The organism is Bifidobacterium platyrrhinorum (assembly GCF_010667645.1).
GTDB lineage: Bacteria > Actinomycetota > Actinomycetes > Actinomycetales > Bifidobacteriaceae > Bifidobacterium > Bifidobacterium platyrrhinorum.
This window is the reverse complement of the sequence record NZ_WHZV01000003.1, coordinates 179,665-202,643: the sequence shown is the minus strand read 5'-3', so window position 1 is coordinate 202,643 and position 22,979 is coordinate 179,665. Positions and strand designations below refer to the sequence as shown.

General features: G+C 67.9%; 18 protein-coding genes. 5 read left to right on the top strand and 13 right to left on the bottom strand.

Annotated elements, in window-relative coordinates; genetic code table 11:
• Nucleotides 1-82 precede the first annotated feature (82 nt).
• The 7 genes from GFD21_RS05295 to GFD21_RS05265 form a co-directional block, all read right to left on the bottom strand.
• Nucleotides 83-1,135, bottom strand: a complete 1,053-nt coding sequence (locus GFD21_RS05295) for a uroporphyrinogen decarboxylase family protein (protein ID WP_163196889.1) — start codon at nt 1,133-1,135, stop codon at nt 83-85.
• Between the two features lie 366 nt (nt 1,136-1,501).
• Complete coding sequence (locus GFD21_RS05290; protein WP_163196888.1) at nt 1,502-2,800, bottom strand: acyl-CoA thioester hydrolase/BAAT C-terminal domain-containing protein; 1,299 nt, start codon at nt 2,798-2,800, stop codon at nt 1,502-1,504.
• A gap of 161 nt (nt 2,801-2,961) precedes the next feature.
• Entirely contained in the window at nt 2,962-3,735 is a 774-nt protein-coding gene (locus tag GFD21_RS05285; protein ID WP_163196887.1) for an ABC transporter ATP-binding protein, read from the bottom strand.
• Entirely contained in the window at nt 3,728-4,609 is an 882-nt protein-coding gene (locus GFD21_RS05280) for an ABC transporter ATP-binding protein (protein ID WP_163196886.1), read from the bottom strand. Before GFD21_RS05280 ends, GFD21_RS05285 begins: the two co-directional genes overlap by 8 nt.
• Nucleotides 4,606-5,562: an ABC transporter permease gene (locus GFD21_RS05275; RefSeq protein WP_163196885.1), complete on the bottom strand. Its 957-nt coding sequence runs from the start codon at nt 5,560-5,562 to the stop codon at nt 4,606-4,608. The genes GFD21_RS05280 and GFD21_RS05275 overlap by 4 nt, the downstream gene beginning before the upstream one ends.
• Nucleotide 5,563: 1 nt before the next feature.
• Nucleotides 5,564-6,532 (bottom strand): ABC transporter permease, encoded by a 969-nt coding sequence (locus tag GFD21_RS05270; RefSeq protein ID WP_163196884.1) that lies wholly within the window; start codon nt 6,530-6,532, stop codon nt 5,564-5,566.
• A gap of 77 nt (nt 6,533-6,609) precedes the next feature.
• Nucleotides 6,610-8,235 carry an ABC transporter substrate-binding protein gene (locus GFD21_RS05265; protein ID WP_163196883.1) on the bottom strand — a complete coding sequence of 542 codons (1,626 nt, stop codon included), beginning with the start codon at nt 8,233-8,235 and terminating at the stop codon, nt 6,610-6,612.
• Nucleotides 8,236-8,922: 687 nt separating this feature from the next.
• Here GFD21_RS05265 and GFD21_RS05260 point away from each other — a divergent pair.
• Nucleotides 8,923-9,954, top strand: coding sequence for a uroporphyrinogen decarboxylase family protein (locus tag GFD21_RS05260; RefSeq protein WP_163196882.1), 1,032 nt, complete (start codon nt 8,923-8,925; stop codon nt 9,952-9,954).
• A 269-nt stretch (nt 9,955-10,223) separates the two neighbouring features.
• Nucleotides 10,224-11,201, top strand: a complete 978-nt coding sequence (locus tag GFD21_RS05255; RefSeq protein WP_225431687.1) for an aldo/keto reductase — start codon at nt 10,224-10,226, stop codon at nt 11,199-11,201.
• A 50-nt stretch (nt 11,202-11,251) separates the two neighbouring features.
• Here GFD21_RS05255 and GFD21_RS05250 read toward each other — a convergent pair whose 3' ends face one another.
• Nucleotides 11,252-12,481, bottom strand: coding sequence for a trans-sulfuration enzyme family protein (locus GFD21_RS05250; protein ID WP_163196881.1), 1,230 nt, complete (start codon nt 12,479-12,481; stop codon nt 11,252-11,254).
• A gap of 177 nt (nt 12,482-12,658) precedes the next feature.
• Between GFD21_RS05250 and GFD21_RS05245 the strand changes: the two genes are divergently transcribed.
• Nucleotides 12,659-13,309: an alpha/beta hydrolase gene (locus tag GFD21_RS05245; RefSeq protein WP_163196880.1), complete on the top strand. Its 651-nt coding sequence runs from the start codon at nt 12,659-12,661 to the stop codon at nt 13,307-13,309.
• Between the two features lie 34 nt (nt 13,310-13,343).
• Here GFD21_RS05245 and GFD21_RS05240 read toward each other — a convergent pair whose 3' ends face one another.
• The gene (locus GFD21_RS05240) at nt 13,344-14,681 is read right to left on the bottom strand and encodes an MFS transporter (RefSeq protein ID WP_163196879.1); all 1,338 of its coding nucleotides are present in this window, start codon (nt 14,679-14,681) and stop codon (nt 13,344-13,346) included.
• A 246-nt stretch (nt 14,682-14,927) separates the two neighbouring features.
• Between GFD21_RS05240 and ettA the strand changes: the two genes are divergently transcribed.
• Both ettA and GFD21_RS05230 read left to right on the top strand, forming a co-directional pair.
• The gene (ettA, locus tag GFD21_RS05235; RefSeq protein WP_163196878.1) at nt 14,928-16,607 is read left to right on the top strand and encodes an energy-dependent translational throttle protein EttA; all 1,680 of its coding nucleotides are present in this window, start codon (nt 14,928-14,930) and stop codon (nt 16,605-16,607) included.
• A 312-nt stretch (nt 16,608-16,919) separates the two neighbouring features.
• The gene (locus tag GFD21_RS05230; protein WP_163196877.1) at nt 16,920-17,822 is read left to right on the top strand and encodes an acyl-CoA thioesterase; all 903 of its coding nucleotides are present in this window, start codon (nt 16,920-16,922) and stop codon (nt 17,820-17,822) included.
• Between the two features lie 169 nt (nt 17,823-17,991).
• Here the strand turns inward: GFD21_RS05230 and galK are convergent, their stop codons facing one another.
• The 4 genes from galK to GFD21_RS05210 form a co-directional block, all read right to left on the bottom strand.
• Nucleotides 17,992-19,242 (bottom strand): galactokinase, encoded by a 1,251-nt coding sequence (gene galK, locus GFD21_RS05225; RefSeq protein WP_163196876.1) that lies wholly within the window; start codon nt 19,240-19,242, stop codon nt 17,992-17,994.
• A 60-nt stretch (nt 19,243-19,302) separates the two neighbouring features.
• Entirely contained in the window at nt 19,303-20,553 is a 1,251-nt protein-coding gene (galT, locus tag GFD21_RS05220; protein ID WP_163196875.1) for a galactose-1-phosphate uridylyltransferase, read from the bottom strand.
• Between the two features lie 2 nt (nt 20,554-20,555).
• Nucleotides 20,556-21,365, bottom strand: a complete 810-nt coding sequence (locus tag GFD21_RS05215; protein ID WP_034526657.1) for a DeoR/GlpR family DNA-binding transcription regulator — start codon at nt 21,363-21,365, stop codon at nt 20,556-20,558.
• Between the two features lie 208 nt (nt 21,366-21,573).
• Nucleotides 21,574-22,725, bottom strand: coding sequence for a quinone-dependent dihydroorotate dehydrogenase (locus tag GFD21_RS05210; RefSeq protein WP_163196874.1), 1,152 nt, complete (start codon nt 22,723-22,725; stop codon nt 21,574-21,576).
• Nucleotides 22,726-22,979 lie beyond the last annotated feature (254 nt).

Genomic DNA, 22,979 nt, shown 5'->3' with positions numbered 1-22,979 from the left:
TGACGCCCCGTCGGCCCGCGGGCGATTCCGGTCGGGCGACGCCCGGCCGTGGCCTATCGCGTCGGCCCGCGTCCGATTCAAGTCAGACCGCGGTGGCGACGCGGGCGTCGCTGAGCGCCTGGAGCGACGCCTCGTTGGCCGGCGTGGTGACGGTGCAGCTCGGCGCCAGCAGGAACGGGCGGCCTTCGCGCAGCGCGATGGTCTCCTTGAGTTCGCGGGTCACCTGCGCGGGATCGGCGCCGGGCACGAACAGGTCGACGTTGGCGCCGGCGACGGGCACGGCCTTGATCGGCGCGTCCGCCTTGGGATTGCCGGGCAGGTACTGGTCCCAGTGGATGGCGTCGACGCCGAGGCGGTCGAACCATTCGGGGTGGGAGTCGGCGCGGCAGGTGTGCAGCACCACGGCCGCGTCCGGATTGGCCTTGCGCACCGCGTCGATGACGATGCGGTCGTACGGTTCGGAGAATTCGGCGTACTGCCCGGCGTCGAAGTAGTTTTCGCTCACGGTGCCGGTGAGCGCGAGGAACACGCCGTCGAGGCCGGCGCCGCCCTGCTCGGCGGGCGTGACCAGCGCGGTCGCGTAGGCGGCGAGCGTGCGGGCGATGTTGCCCAGTGCGGCGTGCGCGAGGTCGGGACGCGCGTAGACGACCTGTTCGACGGTGGCGGAGGGCGTGGCGTACGCGTCGCCCGGGTAGAGCGGGATGTCGGCGAGTTCGAGCAGCACGGACAGCGGCGAGAAGATGGTCTGGATGACGGCGCGGTCGGTGAACGCGGCGCGGATGCGCGCGGCGGCGGCGAGCTCCTCGGCGAAGTACGGGTTCTCCTTCGGGTCGAGCTCCCTGATCTTCGCCACGTCGTCGGTGGAGGTGACGATGTCGTCGATCTTCTTCGGGATGACGTAGCCGGCGTAGTCGTCCTTGTCGTAGTGCGAACCCCATGCCTCGGCGTAGTAGATGGCGCGCGGGTTGATCTTCACCCACTCCCAGTTCCAGCGCCTCACGAAGTCGATGTAGGCGTCGGCGAAGTCCTCGGCCCCGTATTCGTGGCCGACCTGGTGCTGCCAGGCGCCGACGAGGTACGGGACGTCGGAGGTTCCGTGGATGATGTCGCGGAATGTGGCGCGAAGGTCCGTCATGGTCGTGTTCCCCTTCCGTATGACCGGCGTGCGTGGCGCGTCCCGTCGACGGGCCGCACCGCACCCCGATGCGGTTCGATGATGGTTGATGATGGTTGTCCCCCGGCCGGGCGGTTGTCCCCCGCGTCCGGCCATGTTCCCAGCAAAGCGCAAACCCCGCCTCCCGGCAAGCGGGAAACGGGGTTGTGGATACAGGCGTTGCTTATAGCCGTTTATCGGGGCCGCGCGTTCCGTCGGTTCCGCGGATCGCGGACATTGCCGCGGAACCCGCGAAACCCGCGAAACTCGCGGAACCCGCGAAACCCGCGAAACTCGCGAAACCCGCGAAACTCGCGAAACCCGCGGAACCCGCGGCGATCCCGCCCGTCAGGCGACGGCCGGCGTGAGCGCGGCGCGGTAGATGAAGTCGACGGTCCTGTCGAAGGCGTCGTCGGAGGCGAGGGCGTTGCCCAACGCGGTTCCGCCCGAGTAGGAGACGGTGCCGGAGACCGGGTGCGCGGAGACGAGCACGCGCGGCACGGTCGGCAGGCCGATGGAGTGGCCGGCGCCCACGTAGTCGAGGTGCTTCACCTCGTAGGGGTGCCCGGCGGCCTCGAGCTGGTTCTTCACGTAGCGGGAGGCGAACGAGGCGGGCCACACCTTGTCGTTGGTGCCGGAGACGAGCAGCACGGGGCCGTTGATGTTCTCGACGGGGATGCGGGCGCGCGTGACGTGCTCGACGGAGCGCTGCGCGTCGATGAACACGGTGTTGCGCCCGTTGTGGTCCTCGTAGCGGGGCACGTTGTGCAGGAACGGGTTGCCCTCCACGTACGGGTTGTCGTGGAAGAGGTTCTGCAGCGGCTCGCCGTGCCAGATCCACGCCGGGTCCTTCCAGTCGGCCTCGGGGGCCTTGGAGGTCTGCGCGCTGTGGACGAACGCGCCGGGCGTGTAGGCCACGGCGCCGAACACCTTGTCCGGCAGCAGCGAGGCGAGCAACAGGGTGAGTTCGCCGCCGCGCGACTGGCCGGAGACGATGACGCGGTCGTTGAGCGCGGTGCCGAGCGAATGCAGGTAGTCGAAGCCCTTCTCGAAGTATTCGATGTGCGTTTCGGAGATCCATGGCGACAGGCCGGGCGCGTTGAAGTACGCGAGGGTGAGGGTCTGGATGCCCACGCTGGCGTAGAGCGCGGCCTTGTGGTCGGAGAAGCCGCCGTCGGAGCCGTTGAGCAGCAGCACGGTCGGGTACGGGCCGGGGCCGGCGGGCGTGTACAGGTGGGCGGTGATGTCGCCGTCCAGGTCGGTGCGCACGACGCCGTCGGCGAGGAAGCGCTGCGTGAGCGTGGCGGTTTCGGAATCGCCCTGCAGGGTGGAGACGGTCAGTTCGGTGACGAGCGGCGTCTCCGGCGAGGGCGAGAACGACCCGTTCGCGACGCCCTCCTCGGGGCTTTGCGACCACAGCGGCGTGTCGTAGCCCTTGGCGTCGCCGTCGCCCCACACGGGCGCGGTCTCGTTGAGGTCCACGACGCCGTCGAGGTCGGTCAGGTAGTAGTTACGGCTCGACCATGCGCCGTGCGCGCGTTCGGTGCGCGCGTCGACGACGACGATGCTGTTGGGCTCGTAGCCGGAGATGACGATGTGGCGGGGCGTCGAGATGAGCGCGTCCGCGGGCGTGATGTCGATGGTCATGGTGGGTTCCCCTTCGGTGTTGCGGTGTGTGTTGCGGTGGTGTGTTGCGATGATGCGGTGGCGTGGTCCGGTCCGGTGATGCGGTGTGGGATGGGACGCGATGGGTGACGCGCGGCACGGCGTCCGGCGCGTGAACGGAGCGGCGCCGGGGCCCGGCCAGCCTACAGGCGGATGTTCGGGATGGACCCGATCAGGTGCCGCGTGTACTCCTCGCGCGGATGCTCGATCACGTCCGTGGCGTCCCCCTGTTCGACGATCCGCCCGGAGTGCATGACGGCGATCGTGTCGGCGATGTGACGGACGGTGGCCAGATCGTGCGAGATGTACAGGTATCCGATGCCGCGCTCCTCCTGCAACCGCAGGAGCAGGTCGATGATCTCGGCCTGCACGATGACGTCGAGCGCGCTGGTGGGCTCGTCGAGCACGATGAGCTCGGGATCGGGCGCGATGGCGCGGGCGATGCAGATGCGCTGGCGTTGGCCGCCGGAGAACTGGTCCGGGTAGCGGTCGAGGCTGTCGGCCGGCAGCCCGACGAACGCGAGCGCGTCGCGGGAGCGCCGTTCCGCCTCCTCGCCGTCCACGCCGATGACGTGCAGCGGTTCGGCGAGCGAGCGGCGGATGGTGAACCGCGGGTTGAACGAGCCGTACGGGTCCTGGAAGACGGCCTGCACCTTGCCCGCCGTGCCGCGCCCTCCCCGTCCGCGGGAGTAGGCGACGCCGCGGCCGTGGAAGCGCACGGAGCCGGCGTCCTCGCGTTCGATGCGCAGGGCGACGCGGCTGAGCGTGGTCTTGCCGGAGCCGGACTCCCCCACGATGGCGGTGGTCCTACCGGCCTCGACCTTCAGGGACACGTCGTCCAGCGCCTTGACCCGGTAGCCTCCGCGGCTGCGGTAGGTCTTGCTGACGCCGTCCAGTTCGAGCAGTGCGTCACTCATCGTCGTCTCCCGTCCTCGTGCGCGGCGCGGCGTCGCCCCGGGGCGTCGCGTATGCCGTGCGGTGGATGTCGAATTTCGATTTCGGCGCGTCGTGCACGGAGGGCACGGCGTCGAGCAGGGCCCGCGTGTACGGTTCCGGATGGTCACGGAGCACCTCGTGCACCGTGCCGTGCTGGATGAGCCGTCCACGGTAGAGAACGGTGACCCGGTCGGCGATCTGCGAGATGACGGCCAGGTCGTGCGAGATGAACGCGATGCCGATGTCGGTGACCTCGCGGATCTCGCGGAACAGGTCGAGGATCTCGCTTTGCACGGTGACGTCGAGCGCGCTGGTGGGTTCGTCGGCGATGAGGAACTTCGGCCTGGGGGCGAGCGCCATGGCGATGCAGACGCGCTGGCGCTGCCCGCCGGACAGCTGGTGCGGGTACATGCCGGCGCGGCGTTCCGGTTCGGGCAGGTGCACGCGTTCGAGGATCTGCAGGGCGCGCGGGCGGCGCTTCTCTCGCGGCCAGCCGGCGAGTTCGAGCGATTCCTCGATCTGCCTGCCGACCGGCACGGTCGGGTCGAGCGCGGTGGACGGCTCCTGGAACACCATGCTGCCCACGCCGCGGCGCACGGGGAGCCAGTCGCGTTCGGAGGCGGACGCCATGTCGTGCCCGGCCACATCGAACGTGTCGGCGGACAGCCGGGCGTTGTCCGGCAACAGGCCGAGCAGGCTCAGGCCGAGCGTGCTCTTGCCGGAGCCGGATTCGCCGACGATGCCGTGGATCTCGCCGGGCCGGAGGGTGAAGTCGATGCCGTCGAGCGCGAATCCGCCGGCGCCGCCGTAGGCGATGCCGAGGTTCGTGGCGGCGACCACATTGCCTGCGCTCATGCGCGTGCTCCTTCCTTGCGTTGCGCGAGCCTGCGCTGCAGGCCGTCGGCGAGCAGGTTCCAGCCGGTGGCGAGCGCGAAGATGACGAGCGCGGGCGCCACGAGCAGGAACGGCGCCGGCTGCATGTAGACCTGGTTTTCGTAGAGCATGCGCCCGGCGGAGGGCACGGGCGGCTGGATGCCCTGCCCCAGATAGCTCAGGGCCGCTTCGAGCACGATGATGCGCGAGGCGATGTTGGCCACCTGGACCAGCAGCGTGGGGTACGCGTTGGGGATGAGGTAGAGGAACATGATGCGTGCGCGGCTGACGCCCTGCTGGCGTGCGAGCACGACGAAGTCGCTGTTGTTGACCTCGATCATGGCGCCTCGCGCCACGCGGATCACCGAGGGGATGTACAGCACGACCATGGCGATGATGAGCTGCACGGTGCCGGCGCCGAGCACGACGCGCAGCAGCAGCACGATGAGGATGCCCGGGATGGCGAGGAAGGCGTCGGCGAAGCGCATGATGATCTCCTGCACCACGCGCCCGCCGCTGATGGCGACGGCCGCGACGACCACGCCGATGAGTTCGGCGCCCACGGCCGCCGAGGCGGAGGTGCCGAGCCCGAGGAGTCCGGATTGCATGACGCGCGTGAACACGTCGCGTCCGATGTTGTCGGTGCCGAACCAGTGGACGGCGTTCGGGGCCTCGAGGCGCCCGCCGACCGTGTCGTAGGGGTCGAAGGGCGGTGCCACGTTCGCCCATAGGGACAGGGCGAGCACGGTCACGAGGATCGTCAGCCCGATCCACAGGGACCAGTTGCGGCGGCGGCGCGGGCGCGGCGCGCGTGGCCCGCCGGCCGTGCGCAGGGCGCGCCCGGGCGCCGCGTCGTCCCCGTCATGCCCGGCACGGGCGTCGAACAGGACGCGCCCCGTGCGCGTCTCCCCGATCTCGCTGATCGCTTCGGTCATGTCACACCTCCCCGATCCGCGGGTTGATGAGCGGGTAGAGCAGTTCGATGGCGAGGTTCATGACGATGAAGATCACTCCGATGACGAACACGGCCCCCTGCACGCTGGGATAGTCGGAGGCGCTGATGGATTGGATGAGGAACTGGCCCATGCCGGGGATCGAGAACACGTTCTCGATGACCACGGTGCCGCCGACGAGCGCGGCGAGGTGCAGTCCCACGACGGTGCTCAGCGGCACGAGCGAGTTGCGCAGGCTGTGGCGGGAGACCATCTGGCCGCGGGTCAGGCCCTTGGAACGCAGCGTGACCGCGTACGGCCGTTTGAGGTCCTCGATGACGTTGGCCCGCAGGTACCGTACGAGTTCGGCGGCGAACGGGAACGCCAGCACGAGGGCGGGGGCGAGCATGAGGCGCAGGTTGTCGAGCGGGGCCTGGGCGAACGGCACGGCGCCGACGAGGCGCAGCCGCAGGGTGCGCGAGTTGGTCAGCACGATGGCCAGGCCGATGACGAAGCTCGGCATGGAGATGGCGAAGAACGCGCCGGCGCGGATGAGCGCGTCGGGCCAGGCGCCCTCCCTGCGGCCGGCGAGCAGGCCGAGCGGCAGGGCGATGGCGATGGCGATGAGCGTGGACAGGAGGGACAGCTCGATGCTGTACGGCAGCCTCTTGGCGATCTGCGAGCCGACGCTGTACGGCTGGGTGAGCGAATCGCCGAAATCACCCCGGAACAGCGCCGCGAACCAGGTGAGGTACTGGACGGGCCAGGGCCGGTCCAGTCCGAGCTGGGCGCGCAGCGCCGCGATCTTGGTGTCGCTGGGCATGCCCTGGGTGTCGTAGTACCCGGCGAGCGGGTCGCCGGGCACGAGCCTGACCATGAGGAAGACGATGAGCGAGAGCACGACCAGCACGAACGCGGTCGAACCGAGCTTGCGTATGATGTAGCGCCCGTAGGTGCGCAGTGTGGAAGACACGAATCCCTCCCGTGGATGTCGGTCCGGTCCGGCCGGCGCCCGCGACGGGGTGCCGGCCGGACCGGATCATTTCCGGATCAGTGCTCGATCCAGGTGTACTTGAGGTTGGCGCGGGCGTCCTCGGAATCGGTGGAGAACCCGTGCACCTTGCTGGACCACAGCTGCGTGTCGAGCGGCGTGGCCAGCGGGTTGAGGATGAGCACCTTGTCGGCGACCTCCTCGTTGAGCTGGTCGAGGAGCTTGGCACGCTTGGCGGAGTCGGACTCCTTGCGGGCCTGGGCGAGGATCGACTTGGCCTTCTCGGCGTCGGCGTTGCCCTGCCAGTGGGAGACCTTGCCCGAATCGTCCAGCCAGGAGTGGTAGCTGGAGGCGGCGTCGGCGCCCTTGGTGCCCACGACCCACACGAGCTCGGACGGGAAGTCGGCGCCGGTGGTGAACACGTTCTGCACCTCGGAGTAGGGCACGCCGTTGAGCTTGAGGTTCACGCCCACCTTGGACAGCTGCTTGGCGATGAGCTGCAGGATGGACACGTCGGTCTGCGAGGACGCGTCGCTGCCGTAGGTCACGGAGATGGTCAGGTTCTCGGCGCCGGCCTGCTTGAGCAGCTTCTTGGCGTCCGAGGGATCGTACTTGTAGTACGGGGTGGAGGAGCCCGGCTTCTTCAGCTCGTTGAACGCGGGCGGCGTGGCGAACGACAGGGCGCCCACGCCGTTGGCGCCGAGCTTGATGAGCTGTTCGCGGTCGATGGCCTCGGAGATGGCGCGGCGCACGCGCACGTCCTTCAGCGCGCCGTTGCCGTAGTTCGGGTCGATCCACAGGGACCTGGCCGAGGTGTACTGGTCCTTGCCCTTGGTGAACCCGGCGTTCTCGGCCTGCGCGGCGAGTTCGGGATCCCAGAACCACGCGGCGTCGACGCTGCCCTGCTGCACGAGCGACAGGAGCGTCTGCTCGTCGCCTCCGGTGATCTTGAAGTCGATGCCGTCCAGGTAGGGCACGCCCTTCTCCCAGTAGTGCTTGTTCTTCACGAGCTTCAGGTCCACGCCGTGGTTCCATTCGGAGACGGTGAACGGGCCGGTGCCCACGGTCTTGGTCTGGCGGGTCTTGGAATCGGCCTTCTCGTACCAGCCCTGCTTGACGATGAAGTAGCTGCCGGTGCGGCGCGAGATGAGGTTCAGGAAGCCGGGCACCGGCTCGCTGAACGTGAACTCGACGTCGTGGTCGCCCACGGCCTTGACGTCCTTGAGGTTGGCGAGCGCCTCGTCGCCGGCCCCGTTGACCTCCTTGTGGTGCTTGAACGACCACACCACGTCGTCGAGGGTCAGGGCGGAACCGTCGGAGAACTTCACGCCGTCGCGGATCGTGAACCGGTAGGTCGTGGCGTCGGGCTGTTCCCACTTGGTGGCGAGCGCCGGTTCGATCTTGCCCGAATCGTTCTTCACCACGAGCGTCTCGTAGGTGAGCGCCAGCACGGCGGTGGAACGGTAGACGGACGCGACGTACGGGTCGAGGCCGCCGTTGCCCGGCTCGCTGCGCGAACCCCAGACGAGCGTGCCGCCCTTCTGCACGGAGGCGGAGTCTCCCGCGGCGGCGTTCGACGCGTCGCCGGCGCCCGCGGAGCCGCAGCCGGCCACGAGCAGCGACGTGAGCACCAGGCCCGCTATCGCGGCGATGGTCCTTTCCCCGGTCTTCTTCCCGATATGCATATGATTTCCCCTCTAATTGCCTGTGTGAAATTCGCGGGTGATGGCGACGCCGCCGTTGCGGCGCCGTATGGCCCTGCGTGCCGGCCCCTCCCCCGAAGGGCCGGCACGTCCGCCGGTTCAGCGACCGGCGTGCGACCTGATGACGATGGGCTGGGACATGCTTGCCGGGCCCAACGGCACGAACACCGGATCTTCGACTCGTGAACGCGACGCCGTGGCGGACGCGAGGTCCTCCCCCACACGGCGCGGCCCGAGGACCGGCGGGTAATCCAGTCCCAGAACCTTGGCGAGCTTCCCCAACATCGATATCCCCCATATCCGTGAACGTCGCCGAAGCGGCGTTGCCGTCAGCATACGGCATCCGGACCGCGGATTCGCGGGCGTGGCTACTCGCTCTCGCTATGGGAGCCTATCCATTTTTCCTATGTCCCCCGTCCGGTCCTTGTGCGGGCTGGGATTGATAGTCGCGTATAGGCAACGGTTATAGAGCACGGCGCATTTCCATGGTGGCGGCACCGTATATTGAGGCCTGTTCGCGGTTCACCGCCGCGGACAGGTTGGGGAAACGCATGGGGATGCGTGGGCGATCCGTCGCCGCCGTGTCCCCGCGCATTCGTTTTCATACGTACGCATGCATGTCACGACATTTGTCGCATCCGTATGCGTGGCACTCGAAAGGCATTTATCATGACGCGCGACCGCAGACAGGAATTCCACGACCTCGCCCGGGGCGAAGGCACCGTGCCGTACCTGACCAGCGCATGGCAGCACTTCGTCGGCAACGAATACGACGTGGAGCTGCAGGCCCAGGCGCACATCGATTTCGTACGCAAATGGGATTGGGACTTCGTCAAGATCAATCCCCGTTCCGCCTACTACGCGGAAGGCTTCGGCGCGCGGTTCGACCCGGACGACTACGGCACCGGCCGCTCCCCGCGTCTGCTCGACTACCCGGTGAACACCCCCGGGGACCTGGCGGGGATCGTCGCCGTGGACCCGACCGCAAGCAAGCCGTTCGCCGACCAGATCGCCTCCGCGCGTCTCATCCGCAAGGACCTGGGCGACCGGGCGATCCTGGAGACCGTGTTCTCCCCGCTCACGGTGCTGCTGTTCGTGGCTGGTCTGCCGCGCATCAACGGCAAGCCGCTCTACGGCGCCGCCCCGAAGCTCGACAAGGACACGTTGCTGTTCACCGACAAGGAGGCCACCTTCAAGGCGCTCGACGCGATCACCGAGACGCTCGTCGCCTACGTGAAGACCGTGCTCGAGCCGGTCGAACAGGGCGGTGCCGGCCTTGACGGCGTCTTCTACGCGGAGACCGGCATGGCCAGCCGCGGCTATTTCACGCACGAGCAGTTCAAGGAGCTCGCCCGCCCCTATGACGAGCGCGTGCTGGCGGCCGTGGGCGACCACGTGAAGCTGCTGCACACCTGCCGCGACCACGCCAACCCGGACTGGTTCGCCGACTACCCGATCGACTTCCTACAGTGGGACCAGTACGTGCCCGGCAACCCGCCGATCAGCGACGATTTCAACGCCGTGCCCGTCGGCGGCCCGGACGCATCGCTCATCGGCGAGGGCACCGACGAAACCAAGCTGGCCGACGAGATCCAGGAGACGGTGAAGGCCCGCGAGGGCAAGCCGTTCCTGCTCGCCCCGAGCTGCACCGTCCCGCCGAAGCCGGACGACGCGCACCTACGTCTCCTGCGCGAGGCGTAAGGGGCGGCGCGCCGCCCCACGATCGGCACCGCACCACCATCCCGGCGTCCCGGATTCTCGAGGAAAACCCGATCCTCGAGAATCCGGGACGTTTGTTGTTGCTCAGTGTCCCGGATTCTCGAGATGGCCGTTCTCTTCGAGAATCCGGGACGCCGACGAATCCTTCGGAGGAAGGACATCCTTCCCCCGAACACAACAGGCCGGTCGAAAGCCGCGAATACGATGACGGCGAGGGGAACGAACCCCGAACCAATCCCCGGAAAGAGGCGATGATGCGGTACGGACGGATCGAGGGCGTGGACAAGCCGGTGTCGCGCGTGGTGTGCGGCACGGCGTTCAAGGTGATGCTCGAGGGCGGCGACGCCTCGGAACTGCTCGACCGTGCGGTCGCATGCGACATCAACGCGTTCGACTGCGCGGAGAACTACGGCAAGGCGGAAATCTCCCTCGGCGACTGGCTCAAGGGACGAAACGACCGCGAGCGTCTCGTCATCGAAACGAAGGGCTGCCATCCGGACTTCGGCGAGGGATGGGTGCGCAGCCGCGTGACCAAGGAGGCCCTGGACCGCGATCTGGCGCAGTCGCTGGACCGTCTGCACACGGGGTACGTCGACATTTACATGCTGCACCGCGACGATCCGGACGTGCCCGCCGGCGAGATCGTCGAATGGCTCAACGAGCATCACCGCAAAGGCGAGATCCGCGCGTTCGGCGGATCCAACTGGTCCTGCGCACGCATCGCGGAGGCGAACCGGTACGCGGCCGAACACGATCTGACGCCGTTCACCGTGTCGTCGCCGAACTTCGGCCTCGCCGTCGAGCATGAGAACCCGTGGGTCGGCGAGGGCGTGACCATCGGCGGCGCGGACCACGCCGCGGACCGCGACTGGTACCGCGGCAACGGGATGGCGGTGTTCGCCTACTCCGCGCTGGCGCGCGGCTTCATGACCGGCATGTTCCCCTCGTCCGACCGCGCGTCGGCGGAGCGTGTCCTCGACCAGGAGGCGCGCAAGGGGTTCCTGTACGACGACAATTTCGAGCGCCTGCATCGCGCCGAGCAGCTGGCCGGGCGCAAGGGGGCGACCGTGGCGCAGATCGCCGTCGCATGGCTGTTCCATCAGGGCATGAACGTGTTCGCCCTGCTGTCATGCACGAGCCTGCCCATCATCGAGGCGAACGCGGCCGCCGCGGACATCGACCTCACCGACGAAGAGTGCGCCTGGCTGAACCTCGACGAAGCACGGTGACGCACGCCGAAACGGCGGCACACGGCTGACCCGTCACCGCCGAATCCCGCTCACGCGAAGACGCCGGAGGTGAGCTGGGCGAAGACATCCGCCCCGGAGTGGCGTTCGAGGTACTTCTCGTAGGCGATGTCGAACGCCTGGCCGAGGTCCTCGATGAGGTCCGCGGCGTCCTCGATGCCGATGGCGAGACGCACCAGCTCGTCGGTGATGCCGACCTTGAGGCGCTCCTCGCGCGGCAGTTCGAAATGCGTCATGCGACACGGCAGCTCCGCGAGCGATTCGACCGCGCCGAGCGAGACGGCCAGACGGAACACGTGCAGGTTGTCGAGCACGTCCGCCGGATCCACGCCGGGCACGACCTCGAAGCTGAGCACGCCGCCGGCGCCCTTGAGCCCCTTGGCGGCCAGCTCGCGCTCACGGCCGGGCAGGCCCGGGTAGTTGACGGTCTTCACCAGCGGGTGCGCGAGCAGGTACCGGGCGACGGCCTTCGCATTGGCCTGCTGGCGGTCCATGCGCAGGGCGAGCGTCTGGATGCCGCGGCGCACCGCATCGCATTCGAGCGGCGCGAGCACCCCGCCGAAGCGGTTCTGCGCGAAGTACAGCTTCTCGCCGATGGCATCGCTCAACGTGACCACGAGGCCCGCGTTCACGTCGGAGTGGCCGGCGAGGTACTTCGTCGCCGAGTGGATGACGATGTCTGCGCCCAGGTCGAGCGGACGCTGCAGGTACGGGGTCACGAACGTGTTGTCGACGATGGCGATCGCCCCGTGGCGGTGGGCGATGTTCGCGATGGCGCGCACGTCGTTCACGTCGAGCAGCGGGTTGGTGAGGACCTCGAAGTAGACGGCCTTCGCCGCCGGGACGCCGTGCCCGCAATCCCCGGCGACCGCGGCTTCGAGCGCCCGGGGATCATGGGTGTCGACCGCGTCGAACGTGAGTCCGCGGTCGGCGAAGTATTCATGGAACAACGAATAGGTGCCGCCGTAGATGTTCTTGCCGACGACGATGCGGTCGCCCGGCTTGAAGATGCTCAGCGTCGCGTGGATGGCGGCGAGGCCGGAGGCGAACGCGAAACCGCGCGAACCGTGCTCGAGCTGCGCGATCTGACGCTCGAGGAACTCGCGGGTGGGGTTGCCGCTGCGCGCGTAATCGTAGCGGGGCATGGCGTTGACCCCTTCGAAGGCATATGTCGTGGAGTTGTAGATCGGCGGGTTCACGGCTCCGGTGGCGTTGTCGCCCACCGGCAGTCCGTGCACGAGCTGAGTGTTGAACCTGGTCATTGCGCACCCCCTATCGTGTGGCGTCCGTGTGCGGGGCCGTTCCCCGCGCGGCTGATATCGAAGATAACGGATGGCGCCCGCGGATGGAACGGCGTTGCTATACGGGTTGCTTATGGGGTGTTATCGTTCGCTTTCATCCGGTTCCGGCCACCGGGCGCCGGTCTACACTGGGGAGACATGAAGATCACCAAGGCTTTGACGCGTCTGAACGGTTCCTCCTCCGACCCGGTGTTCGTGCTGCTGCACGGCTGGGGTTCCAACGAATACGACCTGCCGGACCTGCTGCGCTACTGCGGCGCGGGCTCGGCCGACTATGCGAGCCTCAGGGCGCCGATCGCATACGGCATGGGGTTCACCTGGTTCGGCGACTGGGCGCACGAGGGCGTGCCCGAGGGCGGGTCGCTGACCCGTCAGGCGTACGACGCGGCCGCGGCCATCGACGCATGGGTGAGGGGGAGCATCCCCGCCGACCGGCCGGTCGTGACCATGGGCTTCTCGCAGGGCGGCCTGCTGGCCGCGCACATGCTGCGCTTCGACCCCGCCCGGTACGCGGCGGCGGTGAGCTTCTCCGGCTGGCTTGCGCCGGGCGTGATGGACGGCGACAAGGCGCTGGAGGAATCCCAGCCGCCGGTCTTCTACGGGCACGGCTCCATCGACGACATCTTCCCGTCCTCCGACGTGAAGGCGATGGGCGCGTTCTGGCGAGCGCACGGCACGTTGAGCGAGCACATCTACCCGGGCATGGCCCATTCCATCAACATGGACGAATTGCGCGACGTGCAGCGCTTCCTCGAAGCCAACGATCTCGTCCGCCCGCAAATCTGGTGACCCGCGGACTTCCCCGGCGCCGTGCGTCCGGCGTTCAGCCCCGACGCACGGAACCGGCCAACGCCGCCACCGCGCATTGGGCGGCGGCGAGCGCGGTGAACAGGCCGAGCGGCGCGACCCATGCGCCGGAAAGCTCGGCCAACGCGCCGAACGCGAACGGCCCGACGGACGCGATCAGGTAGCCGAGCGACTGCGCCATGCCGGACAACGCGACTGTCTCGCCCGACGTCCGCCCGCGCAGGGCGATCAGCGTGAGCGCGACGACCAGCGACGCCCCCTGCCCCATGCCGCCGATCACGCTCCATGCAGGAGACCATGCCGGCAGCAGCATCCAGCCGCATCCGGCGACGACCATCGGCACGCTGGCGACGTGCGCGGCGCACACCTGATCGCCGCGCACGTGCATCAGCATGGGGATCAGCAGCCCGGACAGGATGCCGAGGGATTGGAAGACGAACAGCTGCACGCCGGCCTGCGTTTCGGTGAAGCCGGCGGAGACGGCCACGGACGGCAGCCAGTTCGACATCGTGTAGAACGCGGCCGACTGCAATCCCATGAACAGCGTGACCCACCAGGTCATCGGCCGGCGCCACAGCGGGCGTCCCTCCGAGGCGGGCTCGCGGACGGGCGTACGGACGGGCGCGCGGCCGCCGTCCACCGCATCGCCGTCTGCGACGTCCGGGCGGGCCTGCGCGGCGCCGGGGCCCCCGGCGCCCAACATCACGCGCAGCGACCATAACGCGGCGACGGCGAGCGCCGGCACCGCCCACACCGCGAGGGATTGGCGCCATCCGCCCAGCGTGTCCGCGAGCGCCGCGGAGGTGAGGCCTGCGATCGCGGATCCCGAGGTGATGCACGCCGAATACACGCCGGTCACCACGGGGACGTGACCGGCGTAGTCGCGTTTGGCGATCGCCGGCACCAGCACGTTGCCCGCGGCGATGCCCGCCCCGATGGCCACGGTGCCCAGCCAGATCCCGGCGGGACCGCCGAACGACCGGATCGCGTCGCCGGCGGCGAGCGTGAGCAATGCCGCCAGGATCGTGCGGTCCGCGCCGATGCGCGTCGTGGCGAACCGCACCAGCGGGCTGAACGCCGCGAACATCCACAGCGGCATCGCGCCGAGCATGCCGAGCACCGTCTCGCCCCAGCCGAGGTCGTCCCCGATGCGCGTGAGCACCGGTCCGACCGCCACGATCGCCGGACGCAGGTTCAACGCCACCAGGAAGATGAGGGCGGCCGCCAACGCCGGCGTCGCCCTGCCCGCGCGCGCCGTGCCGGACGCCGTGGCGTTACCGGATGCCGTGGCGCCGCGGCCCACCTCATCATGCGGGGATGCGGCCCGCCGGTCCCGTTTCCTGTTCTCGTTCATCGCCCAATATTGTAAGGGCCGGCGCGCGGCGCGACGGGCCCGCAGGCGTCACGGCGGGCCCATGGGCGTCACGACGCATGCATCTTATCGGAACGCCGGCATTCCAGCCCTTCCGATAGCATGGTGGGCGGTGGTTTGCCCCGCGTCCGACCGGCATGCGGACATCATGCGCGGACAATGTGCGGGCGGGCCAGACAGACTGGAAACGGCTGGAATTCGACCTTACTTAAGGAGAAGCTGCAACCAATGGCAGAATTCGTGTATCAGATGATCAAGGCGCGCAAGGCGTTCGGCGACCGCGTCATCCTCGACGACGTGACGCTGAGCTTCCTGCCCGGCGCGAAGATCGGCGTGGTGGGCCCGAACGGCATGGGCAAGTCCACGCTCCTGAAGATCATGGCCGGCCTCGAGACCGTGTCCAACGGCGAGGCCACGCTCACTCCGGGCTTCACGGTCGGCATCCTGCAGCAGGAGCCGCCGCTGGACGACACGAAGACCGTGGGCGAGAACATCAAGATGGCGTTCGGCGACATCGCGCAGAAGGTCGACCGCTTCAACAAGATCGGCGAGGAGATGGCCAACCCGGACGCCGACTTCGACGCCCTCATGGAGGAGATGGGCAAGCTCCAGACCGAGATCGACGCCGCGAACGGCTGGGACCTCGACTCGCAGCTCGACCAGGCGATGGACGCCCTGCAGTGCCCGGACCCGGACACCCCGGTGAACGTGTGCTCCGGCGGCGAGCGCCGCCGCGTGGCCCTGTGCAAGCTCCTGCTCGAGGCCCCGGACCTGCTGCTGCTCGACGAGCCCACCAACCACCTCGACGCCGAGTCGATCCTGTGGCTGGAGCAGTTCCTGCACCAGTACAAGGGCGCCGTCATCGCCGTCACCCACGACCGTTACTTCATGGACAACGTCGCCGAGTGGATCTGCGAGGTGGACCGCGGCCACCTGTACCCGTACAAGGGCAACTACTCCACGTACCTGGAGACCAAGGCGAAGCGTATGGAGATCCAGGGCGCGAAGGACGCGAAGCTCGCCAAGCGCCTCAAGAGCGAGCTTGACTGGGTGCGCTCCTCGCCGAAGGCCCGTCAGGCCAAGAACAAGGCCCGTCTGGAGCGTTACGACCAGATGGAGCAGGAGGCGCGCAACAACAAGAAGCTCGACTTCTCCGAGATCCAGATCCCGGCCGGCCCGCGTCTGGGCTCCACGGTGCTCGAGGCGAAGCACATCCACAAGGCATTCGGCGACCGCGTGCTCATCGACGACCTGTCCTTCACGCTGCCGCGCAACGGCATCGTCGGCGTGATCGGCCCGAACGGCGTGGGCAAGTCCACGCTGTTCAAGACGATCGTCGGCCTCGAGCCGCTCACCAGCGGCGAGCTGAAGATCGGCGACACGGTGAAGATCAGCTACGTTGACCAGAACCGTGCCGGCCTCGACCCGAACAAGAACCTGTGGGAGGCGGTCTCCGGCGGCCTCGACTTCATCGAGGTGGCGGGCGTCGAGGTGCCGACCCGCGCCTACGTGGCGAGCTTCGGCTTCAAGGGCTCCGACCAGCAGAAGCTCACCGGCGTGCTCTCCGGCGGCGAGCGCAACCGACTCAACCTGGCGCTGACCCTGAAGCAAGGCGGCAACCTGCTGCTGCTCGACGAGCCCACGAACGACCTCGACGTCGAGACGCTGGAATCGCTCGAGAACGCGCTGCTCGGCTTCCCAGGCTGCGCCGTGGTGATCTCCCACGACCGTTGGTTCCTCGACCGCGTCGCCACGCACATCCTCGCGTGGGAGGGCGATGACGAGAACCCGGCGAAGTGGTACTGGTTCGAGGGCAACTTCCAGGCCTACCAGGAGAACCGCGTCGCCCGCCTCGGCGAGGACGCGGCCCGCCCGCACCGCCTGCACCGCAAGCTGACCAGGGTCTGATCACACCGGCCGGGGTCCGGTCCCGGGTCCAACCTCGGCGGCCCGGGCCCATCCCATCGCAATGGCTCCCCCATGGGGAGCCATTTCCCGTTGCGGGGCCATAACCCGCCGTTCACACGCCTCACATGCTCGTTACAATCGCCCTGAAGCGACTTAACGCCCGCCCGTTACAGTCGAGGCATCGGATGATCGCGCGCCACGCCGCCCGGCCGATGGTCCCGTCCGGGCGGTTCCGGTGAGAGAATATCGGCCGTGGCGTGGCGATACCCGCGCATAACCGAACATCGAACATCACGATCCAAGGAGACGAGCATGACCGACGACACCATCACACCGCTGGAACATCTGGTGAAGGTGCTCAAACTGGGCAAGCCCTCCGATTATCGCAACCACACGTACGTGAACGGCGAGAGCCTCTACTTCCCCACCGGCCGCGTGTACGGCGGGCAGGTGATCGCGCAGTCGCTGATGGCGGCCGCGAAGACCGTCGCGCCGAACCGTCTGCCGCATTCGATCCACGGGTATTTCATCGCCCCCGGCGACATCCGCCAGGACCTGCTGTTCGACGTGGAGAAGCTGCGCGACGGCCGGTCGTTCTCGGCCCGCCGCGTGAACGTCACGCAGGCGGAGGGGCCGATCCTCACCGCGATCGCCTCGTTCCAGGTGACCGGGCAGGAGGGCGTGGAGTTCGCCGACCCGATGCCGGAGGACCTGCCCGACCCGGAGTCGCTCACCAGCGCGAAGGAGCTCATGGCGCCGTATGCGGGCAAGTCGCCGTTCGCGAACTATTACGCGCAGAAGTCGCCGTTCGACATCCGCCATGTCACGCCGACGATCATGCTCGGACCGGACAAGGAGTCGGCGGCCGCCGATTCCGGCCGTCAGATGGTGTGGATGAGGGCGGACGGCGACGTCGAGATCCCGCAGCTCATGCACCGCGCGATGCTGGCGCTCGGCTGCGACCAGGTGATGATGGAGCCGGTGCTGCGCCGCGCCGGCCTGTCGATCTCCACGCCGGGCATCGCCTACGCGTCGATCGACCATTCGATGTGGTGGTACCGCGACGTGGACATCTGCCAGTGGCACCTGTACGTGCAGGACACGCCGACCGCCGCGCACGGCCGCGGGCTCGGCACCGCGAAGGTGTATTCGCGCGACGGCGAACTGGTCGCCGCCATCGCCCAGGAGGCGATGATCCGCGTGCCCCGCGACTGACGGCACGCGATGCCGCGCGATCTGGCGCAACGACGAATGGGGGTCGAACGGAACTTCCGTTCGACCCCCATTCACGGTTCGTCAGACGTCACGCCTCACGGGCTGAGCCGCCTGTGGAGAGTCCAGTGGACTCTCCACAGGCGAAGTGAGCAGCTTGCTGCGAAGGGCGTCACGCCTCGCGTGACGCCGACGCGGCGGCGTATGCGGCCAGCGCGCGCGGCGCGTGGAAGCCCTGCTTCTCGAACTCGTCGGCGATCTTCTGGGCGACCTCCTGGGAGCGGCCCTTGTCGACGAGCGCGATGATGGAGCCGCCGAAGCCGCCGCCGGTCATGCGGGCGCCGTAGGCGCCGTTGTGGCGGGCCACGTCGACGGCCACGTCGAGCTCCGGCACGGTGACCTGGTAGTCCGCGGCGAGCGAATCGTGGGACGCGTTGAACAGGCGGCCTGCGGATTCGATGTCGCCCTGGGCGAAGGCGCGCACGAAGGAGCGCACGCGCTCGATCTCGGTGACGACGTGGCGCACGCGCTTCTTCATCGTCTCGTCGGGCAGCGCGTCGAGCGTCTCCTTCAGGGCCTGGAGCTGGTCGTCGGCCTTGGAGATGCCGTCGGCGGCGACGCGCAGGTTGGCGACGCCGAGGATCTTTGCGGCCTCCTCGCAGGTGGCGCGGCGCTGGGCGTACTGGCCGTCGTTGAGCTGGTGCGGGGCCTGGGTGTCGACGACGAGCAGTTCGAGGCCGTACTTGTCGAGGTCGAACTCCTGCTGGGAGACGTTCTCCAGCGGGGTGAGCTCCGGGCGGCAGTCAAGCAGCAGCGCATGGCCGGGCGTGCAGCGCATCGACGCGTTCTGGTCGAGGCCGCCGGTGGAGGCGCCGGCCATCTCGTTCTCGGACTTGATGGCGGCGTTGATGAGGGTCACGCGGCCGGCGTCGGAGTCGCCGTAGCCCAGGCCGTACACGTCGTCGAGGGCGAGCGCGGTCGAGCAGGTCATGGCGGCGGAGGAGCTCAGGCCGCTTCCGAGCGGCACGCAGGAGACGAACGCGGCGTCGAAGCCCTTCACCTTGGAGAAGCCGGCCTCGCGCAGCGCCCACGCCACGCCCACCGGGTAGGCGGCCCAGCCGTCCACGCCGCGGGCCTTGAGCCCGTCGAGATCGGCCTCGGCGACCTTGTCCGGGGAGATGGACGAGACGACGCGCACCTTGGTGTCCTCGCGCGGCTTGAGCGCGATGAACGTGCGCTGCGGCAGCGCGATCGGCAGGCACAGGCCCGCGTTGTAGTCGGTGTGTTCGCCGATCAGGTTGACACGGCCCGGTGCGGCCCACACGCCTTCCGGCGCGAAGCCGTAGGTGTCGACGAACAGCTTCGTCGCCTCGGAGACGCCTTCCTCGTGCGGGATCGGTTCGATGAATTCAACAGCAGCCATTGGTGTTTGATCCTTCCTTGGTTTGCGGAACAGTCTGTCTGGGGGTTTGACCCGTCCGGCTCAGTCGGCGATGTCGACGTCGCCGAGCTCGTGGAAGCGCTTCGCGATGAGCTCCGGCGTGGTGTCGGAGATCCAGGCGGCCATGCCGGATTCGGAGCCTGCGAGGTACTTGATCTTGTTGGCGGCGCGGCGGAACGAGAAGAACTGCAGGTTGAGGCGGTAGTTCTCGCGTCGCGGGTCGTGGATCGGGGCCTGGTGCCAGGCGGCGATGTACGGCAGGTCCATGCCCTTGCCGTCGCCCTTGTCGAAGAACGCGTTGCCGCGCTTGAGCAGGTGCGAGTACATGGAGGCGAGGTCCCAGCGCTCCTGGTCGTCGAGCTGGTCGATAGTGAGCACGTCGCGCACCGGCGCCACGTGCACCTCGAGGGGCCAGCGGGCGGCGGCCGGCACGTAGGCGACCCAGCTGTGGTTGCGCATGATAACGCGCTCCTTGGCCTCGAGTTCGGCGTTCATGAGGTCCTTGAGCAGGTTGCCGCCGGTCTTCTCGTGGTAGGCCTCGGTGTGCTTGAGTTCCTGCTCCATCTTCGGGGCGATGAACGGGTAGCAGTAGACCTGGCCGTGCGGGTGGGCGAGCGAGACGCCGATCTCGGCGCCGTGGTTCTCGAACGGGAAGATCTGCTCGATGCCGTCCATCTTCGAGATCTCGGCGGTGCGGAACGCCCATGCCTCGACGACGGTGCGCAGACGGCTCACCGGCAGGTCGGCGGGCAGGCCGTGCTCGTTCGGGTCGAAGCAGATGACCTCGCAGCGGCCGGCGGCCATCTTCTTCTCCCACAGCGGGTTGCCGTCCACGTAGGTGACGTCCTCGGAGCGGCCGGGCACGCGCACCATCGACGGGAAGCGGTTCTCGAACACGACGACGTTGTAGTCGGTGTCCGGCACCTCGCCGTCCTGGTACGGGTCGCCGGGCTTGCGGGCGGCCAGCGGGTTGCCCTTGGCAGTGGCGCCGGGGCCGGCGGTGATCGGGCGGTTCATGCGCGCGGTGGCCATCGGGATCCAGTCGCCGGTCAGCGGGTCGCGGCGCATCTCGGGGGCCGCGTACGGCACCTCCTCGCCGGCGGCGTTGAGCTGGTTGGCGAACCGGTAGGCGAGATGGCGCGGGTCCTTGAGCTCGCGGGTCTTCGCGCCGGAGACGTATTCCGGATCGTCGTCGAGGTAGAAGAAGTCACGTCCGTCGGCGAGCGTCGTCGGCGTGATGCGGATGTGTTCCTTCGCGTACGTACCCGGCTCGTAGGCTACGAATTCGGTCATGGTTATTCCTGCTCACTTTCCTGTACGGGCTCGGTCTGTTCGGCCAGCACGAGCTCCTTGACCAGTTCCTTCGTTTTGGCGGCGGTATCGGGGTCGAGCCCGTCGTCGGTGATGACCGTGTCCACCTGGTCGAACCGCGCGAACAGCGACAGTGATGTGCAGCTCCACTTGGTGTGGTCGGTCAAGATGATGGTGCGGTCGGCGATGTCCATCATCGCCATATCGGTGGCGGCCTCCAGCGAGTTGGGCATGAGGAAGCCGCGGGGGATCGACACGGAGTGCGTGCCGAGGAAGACGGTGTTGACGCGCAGCGAGGCGACGACCTTGTCCGCGATGGGACCGACGAGCGAATTCGACCGGGTGATTACGCCGCCGGTGACGATCACCTCCACGTCCTTCGATTCGAGCGCCTGCACGAGTTCGGCGACGGGGATCGAGTTGGTGAGGATGGTGATGCCCGCGGCTTGCTGGCTTTCCAGCAGGTGCTGCGCGAAGACGTAGGCGGTGGTGCCGCCGCCGATGGCGATCACGTCGCCGGGGGCCACGTATTTGACGGCCTCCTGCGCGATGGCGTCCTTCAGGCCGATGTCCATCTGCGACTTTACAGAGAACAGCGGTTCGCTCAGCAGCGTGGAAGTGGTGACGGCGCCTCCGTGGACCCGCTTGAGGAGCCCCTTGTCGGCGAGTTCGGCGATATCGCGGCGGATGGTCATCGCGGAAACGCCGAGTTCCTTGCTGAGGGCCGTGATGCGCACGGCGCCTCGGGTGCGAAGCCTGCTCAGTATCAGGTGTTGACGTTGTGACGATATCATGTGAACATTATCGCACACAATCGCCCATACATCAAACCGAGTTGTGCGTTTCTCGTCATGTTTTTGCGGTTTTGCAAACGTTAGCGCACAAAAAACAACATAGGTCGATGCCATTCCGCTCCCGCCGGCGGGGCGGGAAACATCAGACGGCAGGACCCCGTCGACAAAGCCCCCGCCGGCGGAAGGCCGGCGGGGGCCGGGAGAATCGTCAGTCGACGTCCACGCCGACCGCGTCGGCGACCGACGAGAACCCGTCGCGGCGCAGCAGCCCGGCGAGGCCGCGCTTCAGGACCGTGATCTGCTGGGGGCCGCGGTACATGAGCGCGGAGATGAACATCACCAGGTCGGCGCCGGCGCGGATCTTCGCGTACGCCTGTTCGGGCGTGAACACGCCGCCGATGCCGGCGATCGCGAACCGGTCGCCGTATTCGCGGCGCACCTTGGCGACCAGCGCCGCGCTGGCGTCCGTGCACGGGCCGCCGGAGAGCCCACCCTCCCAGTCGTGCGGGATCTCGAGGCCGGTGCGGTCCTTGTTGAGGTTGGCGAGCGAGACGCCCTGCACGTTGTGTTCGGCGAGCACGTCGAGCAGTTCGCGGAACTCGCCCCACGGCTTGTTGAGCGGCATCTTGACGAGCGTGGGCTGCGGGCGGTCGACCTTGTCGAGCGCGGTGAACAGCCTGTCGAGCGCCTCGGGCGAGGCGGTGAACGGCTCGCCCACATGCGTGTTCGGGCAGGAGACGTTCACCTCGACCATCGCGGTGCGGCCGGCGGCGCGGCGCATCGAGACGCAATAATCCTCGATGCCCTCGTCGAGGTCGCCGCACCTGTCGTCGTTGGTGCGGGCGATCGAGACGGACACCTGCATGTCGTGCGCGTGCGTCCACGCCTTCTCCGCGCGGTCGATGACCTTGTCGGAGCCGATGTTCGCCAGTCCCACGTGCACCATCATCGAATCGTATTCGGGCAGACGGTGGAACCACGGCTTCGGGTTGCCGGGGCACGGGCGGGACGTGGTGGAGCCGACCGTCTCGAACCCGAAGCCGGCGTTGTCGAGCAGGACCGGCATGTCGCAGTTCTTGTCGAGCCCGGCGGACAGGCCGAACGGGTTCGCGAAGTCGACGCCCATCACCGTGGTCTCGAGGATCGGGTCGGTGTAGTCGAGCATCGTACGTTCCGCCCACAGCAGCGGCGGGATATGCCTGACCACGTTGCAGAACGTGATCATGCGGTCGTGCGCCTCGTCCGGGGGCACGTTGAACACGAAATTGGGTTTGATGATGTGCTTGTAGCCGAAGGTGAACAGGTCGCAGGTCGCCTTGTTCACCGCGTCGTGCCAGAAGCTGTCCGAAACGTAACTCATGGCTCCCATTGTGGCACTGTTTGCGCGAACTGTCATGCGGCGGAAAACACGGAGAGGAACCCACTGCTCCGTAAAAACCGCCGCCAAGGCGACGTAAGCGGCGGTTCCTACGGAAATGGGGCGTCATCTCCGTGGAAACCGCCGCTTATGACCGATCAACGTCCGAAATTACGGAACAATGGGATGATCTCCGTAAAAACCGCCGCTTACCTATGTTCAGCGGCGGTTCCTACGGAGTACCGGCCCCGTCTCCG